Source organism: Pseudoalteromonas sp. MMG024, assembly GCF_021654175.1.
Taxonomy (GTDB): domain Bacteria; phylum Pseudomonadota; class Gammaproteobacteria; order Enterobacterales; family Alteromonadaceae; genus Pseudoalteromonas.
Genome location: NZ_JAKFZO010000008.1, coordinates 15834 through 28113, shown reverse-complemented (window position 1 = coordinate 28113; position 12280 = coordinate 15834). Strand labels below are relative to the sequence as shown.

Here is a 12280-nt window from a genome sequence, read left to right as displayed (position 1 = left end):
TTTAAATTAAAGGCCAGATTTCAGGCTGGCTTCGATAAACTTATCTAAATCGCCGTCTAATACGGCTTGAGTATTACGGTTTTCAACCCCGGTACGTAAGTCTTTGATACGAGAATCATCAAGTACGTAAGAACGAATTTGGCTACCCCAGCCAATATCCGATTTTGCATCTTCTTGTGACTGCTTTTCAGCATTCTGTTTATGCATTTCAAGCTCAAACAATTTTGCTTTTAACTGCTTCATCGCCTGTGCTTTGTTTTTGTGTTGCGAACGGTCATTTTGACACTGCACTACCGTGTTGGTCGGTAAGTGAGTAATACGTACCGCAGATTCTGTACGGTTAACGTGCTGACCACCCGCACCCGATGCACGATACACGTCAATACGTAAATCGGCTGGGTTAATATCAATTTCAATATTGTCATCCACTTCTGGATAAACAAACGCCGAAGCAAATGAGGTATGACGACGGCCTGTTGAATCAAATGGGCTTTTACGTACTAAACGGTGAACACCTGTTTCAGTGCGTAGCCAACCATAAGCGTACTCACCTGATACACGTACCGTAGCACCTTTAATACCGGCAACATCACCATCGGTCGCTTCAACGATTTCCGCTTTAAAGCCTTTTGCTTCAGCCCAACGTAAATACATACGCAGCAGCATGTTACACCAGTCTTGTGCTTCAGTACCGCCAGAACCTGACTGTAAGTCGATATAAGCATCGTTACCATCTTGCTCACCAGAGAACATACGACGGAATTCAAGCTTATCAAGTTGTGTCATTAAGTCTTCAAGCTCAGACTCTGCTTCTGCAAAGGTGTCTTCGTCTTCGGCTTCAACAGCCAGTTCAACTAAACCTTCAACGTCTTCAGCGCCTTGCTCAAGATTTTCGATAGTTTCAACAATTGCTTCTAGGCTTGATTTTTCACGGCCTAATGCCTGTGCTTTTTCAGGCTCATTCCATACTGCTGAATCTTCTAATTCGGCATTAACTTCTTCTAACCGCTCTTTCTTAAGAGGGTAGTCAAAGATACCCCCTAAGTTGGTCGGTACGTTCGCGAATTTCCTTGATTTGGTTAATCACAGGATTCACTTCAAACATTACATCACTCCAACAGGTGTTTTGCCCGAATTCTTGGCAATAATCAAAGGCGAGAATTTTAGCAAAAAAAAATGGTTTTGATTAGATTCAAAACCATTTTTTCGCATAAATATTTCTTATCTATGCTAATTGTATTTCGCTAACCAGTAATTGCAGCGAAAACTTACCTCTAAACTCATTAATATCAAGCTGATAGGCTAAACGTACTTTTTCAGCAGCGGTATTTGGCCACGCCCTTAAATCAACATTAAAGGCAATCGCGTCAACATCTAAACCCGATGCATGTCGCAATACTAATTTTAAATGTTTTTCACCTACCATACGCTGTTGAATAACATAAAAAACATCATCAAATAGCGGTTCAGGGAAGCTCTGACCAAACGGTCCTGCTTGCTTCAGTTGGTTGGCAAAATTCAAATTAAAACAATCAGCGGGTAAATTACCGTCGGTTAATAGCACTGCATGTTTATCTTCTTCGGCAAGCGTATTTGCCACCGCATCTGTGTACACTTGCTTAAAACGATTAAAGTCGCTTTCTAAAATTGATAATCCCGCCGCCATAGCATGACCACCAAATTTTAAAATTAAATCGGGGTGTTTCGTTGAAATCGACTCCAATAAATCACGCATATGCAGTCCTGGAATAGAGCGACAACTGCCTTTTATTTCACCATTTTCACCCTGTGCAAAAATCACTGTCGGGCGGTGATATTGCTCTTTTAAACGCCCCGCCAAAATACCAATAACACCTTGGTGCCAATCATCTTGATATAAACATACCGCATCTGGAATTTCTTTTGATTGTGACACCAAGCGTTCTAGCACCGCGTTAGCTTCAACTTGCATACTTTGCTCGATTTCGCGACGTTCTTGGTTTAATCCATCAAGCTCTGCGGCAATGCGTCTTGCCTGATTGCCATCCTGACTCAGTAAACAAGCAATACCTAAACTCATGTCATCTAAGCGCCCTGCCGCATTAAGCCTTGGCGCAATAGCAAAGCCAAAGTCACTGGCTTGCAGGCGATAACTATTTCGGTTGGCAACTTCGATTAATGCTAAAATTCCGGGACGAGTACGCCCTGCACGAATACGTGCCAAACCTTGGTATACCAAAGTCCGGTTATTTGCATCGAGCGGCACCACATCGGCTACAGTACCCAGCGCAACAATATCCAATAAACTCGCTAAATTAGGTTGTGCTAAGCCGGAGTTTTCAAAATAGTTTCGCTCTCGCAACGTGTGACGAAGTGCCACCAGCAAATAAAACGCAACACCACATCCCGCCAATGTTTTTGATGGAAACTGACAATCAAAGCGGTTTGGATTAACAATCGCATCGGCATTAGGTAGCTTTTCACCTTGCAAATGGTGATCGGTAACAATCACTTGAATACCCGCCTGCTTACAAATCTCAACACCCTGCAAACATGAAATGCCATTATCAACCGTAATTAGAATATCCGGTTTGATTTGCACCACTTGTTCTGCAAGTTGTGGGCTTAAGCCATAGCCTAAGTTAAAACGGTTTGGCACTAAGTAATCGACATGTTGAAAGCCAAACATCGGCAGGCCTTCCATTAACACCGCAGTACTGGTTGCACCATCAGCATCAAAGTCACCGACAATTAAAATTTTGGCGTGGTTTTGCAGCCCATTAATTAAAATATTTGCTGCAACGTCAATGTCTTTCAACAAGCGAAAATCAAGTAGCGACGCCGCGCCATTATCAAGTTCAGTATTGGCTTTGATGCCACGAGAGGCATAAATTTGTTTAATTACAGGGTGAAGAGAGGCGTCTAAATGACTGTCGTCAACGCGTGCACGTGTTTGAATAGTTTTTTGCATGAACCGTTTTTTAATAATCTCAGACTAAAAAGGGCCTTAACGGCCCTAATTCGCTAAAAAAGTTATCTTAACCTTTTTTGCTATCAAGAATTTGCTTTAACTGCGCCGCTGGCTGATAACCAGGAATCAGCGTACCATCTTCTAAAATGATTGCTGGCGTACCCGTAATACCAAAGCTTTGACCCATTTCAAACTGTTCTTTTACGGGTGCATCACAGGCTGCTACGTCTACTACGTCATCACCCGCTTTTGCATCAGTTAATGCTTTAGCTGCATCTTTTGAACACCAAATGTCTTGTAAGTCGTCAAAACCTTTACTTGGAATACCTGCACGCGGATACGCTAGGTATTGCACCGTAATGCCTGCATCTAGGTAATCATCCAGCTCGCGGTGTAATTTACGACAGTAACCACAAGTGATATCGGTGAAAATCGTGACCTTATATTTTTCATCTTTTGCTGGGTAAACAATCATTGAATCAGCAAACTGCTTAACGCCTTCAACACGCAAATTACCCAGTGCAACTTCCGTCAAATTTTCTTTGTTTTCTAAATCAAGTAACGTACCTTGCAGTAAGTATTTACCGTCTGCCGTGCTGTATAACACGCCGCGATTGGTTAATACTTCATACAAACCTTTTACAGGTGTTTCTGCTACACCACTTGCTTGTAGACCAATTTTTTCAAATTCCGCAATGATTTTCGCTTCGATTGGATCAACACTCGCTGCTGCGACACCATTTGCTGAAATATTAAATGCCGCACTCAACAAAGCAGCTGCGATTGCTAGTTTTTTCATTTGCTATCTCTTTTTTAAATACCGGGGCTTGTAAGTATTTAGACCGTACTAAGCCACATAAAATTCCGTATTTTGTCATCAAGCTCTTGGATGATGCGTCTGATGAATGGATTTTAACCTTTCTTTTGCTACATGAGTATAAATCTGTGTGGTCGATAAGTCACTATGACCTAACATCATTTGTACAACACGTAAATCAGCACCATGATTGATCAAATGTGTGGCAAATGCATGACGTAAGGTGTGTGGCGATAATTCCGTTTGAATATTCGCAACGATAGCATAGTGTTTTATTCGATGCCAAAAGGTCTGCCGTGTCATACCAATGCCGCGTTTTGACGGAAAAACAAAATCAGTCGCGTGTTTGATTAATTGCGGACGTGCTAACTTAATAAACGCTTCAATATACTCAAGCGCCACTTCCCCCATCGGCACTAAACGCTCTTTGTTACCTTTACCTTTTACAAATACCACAGCTTGGCGCAGATTAATTTGCTCCATTCGCAAACCAACTAATTCACTTACACGAAGCCCTGTTGCATACAACAGTTCAAGCATGGCTTTATCTCTGAGCTCAATGGGTTCTTCGAGATTAGGTGCATCAAGTAAGGCTTCAACTTCTTCTTCAGTTAAGGTTTTAGGTAATGACTGACCGAGCTTTGGCTGCTCAATATGGGCAAGCGGTGAGCTGGAGAGTTTCTTTAAACCAATAAAATACAAATAAAAGCGTTTTAACGCGCTTTGCGCCCGAGCCGTGCTGCGCGCTGTAAACCCATTTTCTCTGCGGTATGCTAAATAATCGAGAATAATGCTTTCATCAACATCAAAAAGCGATGTTTTCGCAATATAAATTGCAAACTTATTTAAGTCACTACGATAAGCCGCCAAGGTATTTTCACTTAAACCTTGCTCAAGCCATAGAGCATCTAAAAATTGCTCAATCTTTTGGCTATTTTCAACGCTTGGGGTTTGTTTTTCTGTCAATGTATTAATAACACATAGGTTAAGGTAAACTAACGCCTATCATATCAAGCTCTCGGCAACGCACAAATTTAATATGAAAATTGGTTTATTTTTTGGCTCTACAACCTGTTACACCGAAATGGCTGCAGAAAAAATTCAGCAAATTATCGGTGAAGACATCATTTCACTTCACAATATTAAAGACGAGCCACTGAAAAACGCTGAAGAATTCGATTTCCTAATATTTGGTATTTCTACTTGGGACTTTGGCGAGTTACAAGAAGATTGGGAATCAATTTGGGACGATATTGAGTCGGTTAACTTAAGCGGTAAAACCATTGCCTTGTTTGGCATGGGCGATCAGCAAGGCTATGGCCAATGGTTTCAAGATGCATTAGGCATGCTGCACGACAAAATTAAACCACAAGGCGTTACCTTTTTAGGCTACTGGCCTAATTCAGATGATTACGAATTTGAAGCATCAAAAGCATTAACCGAAGATGGCACACAGTTTGTTGGCTTGGCGCTAGATGAAGACAGCCAGTACGAGAAAAGTGATGAGCGCATTGCTACTTGGGTTGAACAAGTAATGACAGAATACGCTGAAACGCTTTAACTTCTTGCTTCAAAAGTTCAAATAGAAATCACGGCACAGTTGTTTATACGCTGTGCTGTACTCCCCACTCTCAGCATGAATAACCAATTCTTCTTCAACTAACATTTGCAACTCAACATTATGCGCTAAACACAACAATACGCGTTTTGCTGCTTTCTTTTTGCTAGTAAATACCCACAGCTTTTTTGTTATTTTCAAATTAGCGTTGTTTGCGGCACTTTCAAATCGGCTTAACTCGGTAGTTGGTAATACCACACAAAACCGCCCCCTTTCGCTTAATAAACTCGCCGTTTTTGCACATAAACTATCAAACGATAAACCATCCGTATGACGCGCCGTCATGCGCTGTGCATTGTCGCTTTTAAGTGAGTCATTAAAAAATGGTGGGTTTGAAACAATTAGGTCAAACGCAGTATTTACTTGAAATTCTTTGATATCGCCTTGCCACAAATTTAGGTCTTGCCAAGGAGAAGCTGAAATATTCTCTTTTGCTTGTAAAAATGCGTCATTATCAATTTCAACACCTGTGATAACTAAACTAGGCGCACGCTGCTTAAGCATTAAAGCAATTAGCCCCGTACCCGTGCCAATATCTAATGCTGCATTTACGCCTTCAAGGGGTGCCCAAGCACCCAACAAAATACCATCAGTGCCAACTTTCATCGCACATTTATCGTGGTTAATATGAAACTGCTTAAACGTAAAACCCGACATTGCGGTAAAATGCCCTCTGCTTGAGGATCTTTTTATCTTTATTGATATATTCAGCAATAGGTTATTTATTTCGTTAGCAAAGCAGCATGAATGTGATTTAGATTACCTAAATAAATAAAATACTAATGCAGATAGCGAAATAAATAGCCATTGCCCTTCGGGCTTAGGCTAAAAATCACCTTACTCTGCTTTGAAAATAAGTTATTTAGATGACTAAACCTCCTTATTTTCTCATTGATTACGGCGATTTTATCTCTCAGCTGAATTATTAAATAAAGAATAAAAGACCCTATTATTGATTCGGTGTATAATACAGCTAATTTTCCTTTATGTTTATTTCCTTATGCACTTTGCTGACCTAGATCTTGATCCCAAATTATTAAACGCCATTGAAAAAATGGGTTTTGATAAACCGACTAGCATTCAATCGCTCGCAATTCCTGCGGCGATGAAAGGTCGCGATATTTTAGCAAGTTCACCAACCGGTACCGGTAAAACCGCTGCGTTTTTACTTGGATCAATGCAATACCTAATTGATTTCCCAAGACGTAATCCTGGTTTTGCTCGCGTACTTATTATGACACCAACACGTGAACTCGCTTATCAAGTGTATGAACAAGCAAATGCCCTTGCAGCACAAACTCACCTTAAAATTGGTGTAGTAACCGGTGGTATTAACTACGGTAGCCATAAAGAAATTTTTGAAAAAAATAACGACATTCTGATTGCTACACCTGGTCGTTTAATGGATTACTTAAATTCAGAAAACTTCCACGCAGAGGATGTTGAAGTACTTATTCTTGATGAAGCCGACCGCATGTTAGACATGGGCTTTCGTAAAGAAATGCTACGTATTTGCGACGAAGCTAAAAACCGTAAACAGTGCTTTTTATTCTCAGCCACACTAGAGGGCGACAGCGTTGAGCTATTTGCAGAGCGCATTCTAAATGATCCAGCGTTACTTGAAGCAACCCCATCACGCCGCGAAAAAGGCAAAATCCATCAGTGGGTGCATTTATCAGATAACCGCGAACATAAAGTGGAACAACTTGAAGCGATTTTAAAATCGGAAGAAGTTGAAAAGGCTATAGTGTTCGTTAAAACACGTGAACGTTTAGAGCAGCTAGTTGGCGAGTTATTCGCGAAAGACATTAAAACCACGTGGCTGCGTGGTGAAATGCCTCAGGATAAACGTTTAGCCGCACTTAAAAGCTTTGATACCGGCCGCACAAACGTATTAATTGCAACCGACGTTGCCGCGCGTGGTATTGATGTAGCTGATATTAGCCACGTAATTAACTTTGATATGCCACGCACCGCCGATATTTATGTTCACCGTATTGGCCGCACAGGCCGTGCCGGTAAAAAAGGCACCGCAATTTCATTTATTGAAGCACATGATGTGGAAATTTTAGCAAAAGTTGAGCGCTATACAGAGCAAAAACTTAAACGCCGCACAATTAAGGGTTTAGAGCCAAAACACAAAGAAGCTAAACTACCGGCGAAAAAGAAAAAAGACCCAGAAAAAATGAAGGCCAAAAAGAAAGCCAAGAAAAAAGCGAAAAAGAAGTAGCTTTACAAGAGCGGTGTTATCACCGCTTTTTTATTCTTTAAATTCAGCCCCTTCATGGCGTAATAGCCACGCTTTGCGCTCAAGACCACCGCCGTAGCCAGTCAGTGAGCCATCTTTACCAATCACACGGTGACACGGCACTATAATCGTAACCCGATTCATACCATTTGCAGTAGCGACAGCGCGCACCGCTTTGGCGTTATTAAGTGCCGTTGCTTGCTCTGAATAACTACGAGTTTCGCCAAATGGAATCGTTTGTAACCCTTGCCATACGTTTTGTTGAAATTCGGTACCCGGTAAATCCAGGGGAGTACAAAACTCTTTGCGCTTGCCCGCAAAATATTCATCGAGCTCTACCTTACACTGTTTAATGTGCTCATTCTCACCTTGTAAAATCACCGCATTTAGGCGCTTTTGTAAATCGTTAAATTCCGTTTCTAACATGCGTCTATCAACAAACTCAACAAGACATACACCGTTATTGGTTGCGCATATAAACATTGGGCCAATGGGTGTAGTGTGGCGCGCAATTAAGATAACTTGCTTATTTTTACTTTTACTTGGGTTAAGGCCTGTGGCTTTTTTAAAGGTGTAGGCAAATCCGCTTAGTGAGTGAAAACCCGAATCAAGCGCCGAATCAATCAGTTGCTTGCCATTTTGAATTTCTTGATAGGCAGTATTTATACGCACCATGCGCTGATAAGCTTGAAACGTCATGCCATAGTGTTTTTTAAACCAACGCCTTACCAGCTCAGGTTGAATGCCCGCTTCTTTTAAATGGTAGTCTGAAAGTTTTTCTTGGCCTTTTTGCGATAGTAATTTTAATGCTGTAGCAACTGGCTCTGGCATTGAATGGGCATTTTGTGTTGGCTTACACACTTTGCACGGGCGAAAGCCCGCATCAAGGGCATCTTTTACCTCTGAGCAAAACTCGACATTTTCTTTTTTTGGTTTGCGTGCTGTGCAAGTCGCGATACAAAAAATCTGCGTGCTGGTAACACAGGCATAAAAACAGCCAAGATATTGACTGTTTTTATCTACCAATGCTTGGTAATACTCGTTAATTTTCTCAGGTTGGGTGATTTTCATAAAGCCAATCATTTGGTGATTTTAGCCAAGCGTAACCAAGGCTAACATTTCACTCAACCGAAAACTGAACAAGTATATTTTTAGTGTTGATCTAACGAACTTTCAGGCAACCCAATTTCATCCAACATCATCATTAAATGAGCAGCGCTCCAACTAAAGTTAGTTGCACCTTGTTGTTCACCAGTAAAAGGATGATAGTTTTCACGAATACTGTCTTTTGCGCTAAGGCCTTTACTATTGCTAATCAGCTTTTGTAAAAGCTGCTGCGCGTCTTTTTTATAGCCATAATGACTTAATGCACTTAGCGCAAAGTACACTTGATCAAGCCATACTCTGCCACGCCAATAGACATCTGCGCCAAACGCGGGATTTGTAATAGCTGCGGTAGGAAATGGCACTTGGGTATTAAACTCGTGTTTACTAAGCATAGTATTAATAACACTCTTAGCATTGTTATCACTTGCCACTTGGCTAAATAACGGCGCCCAACCTTCAGGGCCTTTACCGCGATGCACCAATAGCTTACCTTTGCATTCACTCGATGACTGTGGGGTATTATCAATGGCTAAGTCATAATAAAAGCCAGTTGTGCTATCAAAAAAACACGCATCAATACGTGCTTTTAAGGTTTGATATTCTGCTTGGTATTTTTGTGCATCTTGGTTGTTGCCTAATCGTTTTGCCATTGCCGCTAATTGGCGTTTTTCCATCGCGAGGTAGCTATTAAGCTCTACAGATTCTTGGTTAATTGAGTAGCCAACCAATTGACCATCACGTACGTTTTCAAAAATCTTAACCTGCCAATCAGCCTTGGCTTTTGCCATATTCCCTTGATAAGTTTGATTAGCATATTCTTTAAACTGCTCATTTGAAATAAAACCAAAACGTGCCGCATTATCCATACCTGATTCCCAACCAGCAGCATGTTGCACAGGGATATCAAACGCACTAATTTGAGGGTTATCAAGTAAACTTAAATACAACTGATTACCGCTGCATAAATACCAATCATCTTTCCCTTTTTTGCACGATGCTAAAACTGCCAGTTGCGTGTTTGCTTGCACTGAGAAACGCATATCCCCTTCTTTTGTGGTATGCGTATCATCAACCGTGCCGCCATATTCAATTAAACCATTAGCGTTATGATCACGATTTAAATACCACCACTCATGATACGCTTTTAATTTCGGATACATCTCGGCCAAAAACACTTCATCATTGGTTTTTGACACAATTTGCCAAACTACCCAAGATGCCAGTGGCGGCTTAGTATTACGCTCATTCCAATTACCGCCATCGCCCCCGCGCGCTTTTGAGTAATTGTAAAACACCGCATCAATCACCATACCTGCATCTTGCGCACGAAGTGTATCTTTGTGCGTTATTTGATAATCAAACATGGCGCGTACATTATCTTTAGCAAGTTCCGGCATCACCTCTGCAAGCGCATAAGCATGCTTCCAACTGTCCCACGCCCATACACCATTAAACCAACGGGCAGTCACCGATGGGGTTATGCCATTATGTTTAATAGCCCCTGCAGGGCTACGCCAGTTGCCAACTAAAGTTTCTAGCGACTTTATTGCTAACCTTTTTGCTTGTTCGTTGTGCTGATTTGATAGTTTATTTGCCAATAACTGCCATCTGGTTTTCGCATTCAAATAGGCAGGCTTTTTATTATTTAACCAAGCACTTATTTTTACATCTTCGCTTTCGTGCTGATTGTGAGTATAGCTGAGCACTGTGGTCAGTAATGTTGAGTTTGCAGGTAAAACCGTTAAACCGCTTGTACTTCTGTAGCTTTGTTCAGCAGGATCAAAAACTGATTTTGAGGCAATTGAACGCGTAATTTTAAACCGCGCGGTGCTGTCATTAAGTTTGTGCCACGTATCACGGGTTTGGCCAAATTGCCATGCAATTGCTTGCTTAGATATTTGTGGTGTTATTTGCCAAGTGTAATCGTCATCGTCGCTTTTCCAATGCTTTGTAAGTTGCCCTTGCCACTTTAGCGAAAGATTAAGCGGCTTTTCGGTTAAGTTAGTAATGCGCGTATCAATCACACTGCTCCGCGTTGATACAAAACTTAAGTAAATATCGATGCTAAATGTTTTTGTGGTAAAGGTTTGTTTGTAATACCCAAGCCGACTTGAAATGGTATTAGGTAATGTCGAGAGACGTTGATATTCACCACCATCAACAGCAATCGATAACATCTCAACATATTCAGCAAAATAAAGGGTGTATTCTTCAAATACAATGGCAGGCCCCGCAAAGCTGCCAGCATTTTCATGTTTTGGTTGTAAAAACCCATGCCAGCTACCAAGATCAAATAATGGGTTTGCTTGCTGATTACCATAGATATCGTAATATTTAGCGCTTTGTGGTGCGCCTTCACGATTTAATTGTGAAAGTGGTGATGCCTGTAAACTACAACAAACAACTAGAAAAGCAGCGAGTAAAGTTTTCATTCTAAACAGTATTTTATTTTTGTATACATTATCCACAAAGTAATACAAAAAACAATCAGATTGCGATAGCACTAAGCACATCATAAAGATTTGAATTGAATTAAACTAGTTTCTAAAATAACGGCTAAAGCCAAGTTTATTGGCACAAAAATGGCTGAATTATAATAATAATGAAAATTCGATATTTTACTTTAATGGGTTTATGGCTACTTTGTACAAGTACAAAGGCTGCTGATAACCTACATAACTTTGAAGATGTGTGTCCCAACTTATCAGCACCCGATTGCAGCGCAAAGTTGCTTAAGCAACAAAGTGAGTATGCGCCCTACAGTACCGATTGGTATTTTATTACGGCTCATTACTTAGATTTACTGTATGAAACTACAAATCTAAAACCATTAAAAAATCTCACAGAGCAATATTTAAATTCAGGCCATACTCACCCTGTTACATTTCAAACTCAACTCTATTTTTACGCCGCTAAAGCGTTTGATATTTATAATGAAAAAGTAAAAGCCAAAGAATATGCACAGCAAGCGCTTAAATTAGTTAGTGCCACGTCTGAGAGCTTTCCAAACCCATTGCGTATGGTTGAAGTTGCCAATTTGGAGATGGTATTTGGCGATAAAGATACAGCAACACAAATGCTCAACCGCTTAGCTCAGCAATACCGAAAAAGTAAAGATGCTAAGCTTCAACACGAAATTTACGGCAACTTAGCAAATGCTATGTACTCTCAAGGTCAACTACTCGAATCAATCCCGCACAGAAAAAGTGCGCTATTTTGGGCACGTAAACTCGGGTTTAACGATAACCTTACCATGGCAAGTGGCAACTTAGCCCGCACCTATCAATTGGTTGGCCAATTGCAGCTTGCAAACGAAACATATCGCGATGCGATAAGCAACTTTAACAATGAAGAAAGCCCCAACTATTCCATTTTCCAACTGCGTTTAGCCGAAATAAACACAGCACTTGGCGACATACAGACTGCTAAACAGCATATAACTAAAGTTAGATTTACTAAATTATTGCCAAGCCACCTTACACTTTATCACCAACTGGCAAATAAGCTTGAACTAAACCTAACCGCACTATAACGCGTAAC

10 protein-coding genes are annotated in these 12280 nt (G+C 40.8%); 3 read left to right on the top strand and 7 right to left on the bottom strand.

Going from position 1 to position 12280, the window contains the following annotated elements; genetic code table 11:
• Positions 1 to 6: 6 nt before the first annotated feature.
• From prfB to xerD, 4 genes are all read right to left on the bottom strand, one after another.
• Positions 7 to 1105 (bottom strand): peptide chain release factor 2 gene (gene prfB, locus L1068_RS09085; protein ID WP_152960705.1). Its coding sequence is split into 2 segments (ribosomal slippage): positions 7 to 1029 and positions 1031 to 1105, totalling 1098 coding nucleotides; the frame shifts between segments, so codons are not numbered across the junction.
• 120 nt (positions 1106 to 1225) lie between these two features.
• Positions 1226 to 2950, bottom strand: a complete 1725-nt coding sequence (gene recJ, locus L1068_RS09080) for a single-stranded-DNA-specific exonuclease RecJ (RefSeq protein WP_237130005.1) — start codon at positions 2948 to 2950, stop codon at positions 1226 to 1228.
• A 67-nt stretch (positions 2951 to 3017) separates the two neighbouring features.
• Positions 3018 to 3749, bottom strand: coding sequence for a bifunctional protein-disulfide isomerase/oxidoreductase DsbC (gene dsbC / locus L1068_RS09075; RefSeq protein WP_237130004.1), 732 nt, complete (start codon positions 3747 to 3749; stop codon positions 3018 to 3020).
• 78 nt (positions 3750 to 3827) lie between these two features.
• Entirely contained in the window at positions 3828 to 4733 is a 906-nt protein-coding gene (xerD, locus tag L1068_RS09070) for a site-specific tyrosine recombinase XerD (RefSeq protein ID WP_237130003.1), read from the bottom strand.
• A 73-nt stretch (positions 4734 to 4806) separates the two neighbouring features.
• On the opposite strand from xerD, the gene fldB reads away from it, so the two are divergent.
• On the top strand, positions 4807 to 5328 hold the full coding sequence (gene fldB, locus L1068_RS09065; protein WP_054978598.1) for a flavodoxin FldB: 522 nt from the start codon (positions 4807 to 4809) through the stop codon (positions 5326 to 5328).
• A 9-nt stretch (positions 5329 to 5337) separates the two neighbouring features.
• Here fldB and L1068_RS09060 read toward each other — a convergent pair whose 3' ends face one another.
• Entirely contained in the window at positions 5338 to 6042 is a 705-nt protein-coding gene (locus L1068_RS09060) for a methyltransferase (RefSeq protein ID WP_237130002.1), read from the bottom strand.
• Between the two features lie 343 nt (positions 6043 to 6385).
• Here L1068_RS09060 and srmB point away from each other — a divergent pair, with 343 nt between their 5' ends.
• Positions 6386 to 7615: an ATP-dependent RNA helicase SrmB gene (srmB, locus tag L1068_RS09055; RefSeq protein WP_138633952.1), complete on the top strand. Its 1230-nt coding sequence runs from the start codon at positions 6386 to 6388 to the stop codon at positions 7613 to 7615.
• 30 nt (positions 7616 to 7645) lie between these two features.
• Here srmB and L1068_RS09045 read toward each other — a convergent pair whose 3' ends face one another.
• Complete coding sequence (locus L1068_RS09045; protein ID WP_275419474.1) at positions 7646 to 8704, bottom strand: bifunctional transcriptional activator/DNA repair protein Ada; 1059 nt, start codon at positions 8702 to 8704, stop codon at positions 7646 to 7648.
• 80 nt (positions 8705 to 8784) lie between these two features.
• On the bottom strand, positions 8785 to 11172 hold the full coding sequence (ygjK, locus tag L1068_RS09040) for an alpha-glucosidase (RefSeq protein ID WP_237130001.1): 2388 nt from the start codon (positions 11170 to 11172) through the stop codon (positions 8785 to 8787).
• Between the two features lie 170 nt (positions 11173 to 11342).
• On the opposite strand from ygjK, the gene L1068_RS09035 reads away from it, so the two are divergent.
• Entirely contained in the window at positions 11343 to 12272 is a 930-nt protein-coding gene (locus L1068_RS09035; RefSeq protein ID WP_237130000.1) for a tetratricopeptide repeat protein, read from the top strand.
• Positions 12273 to 12280 lie beyond the last annotated feature (8 nt).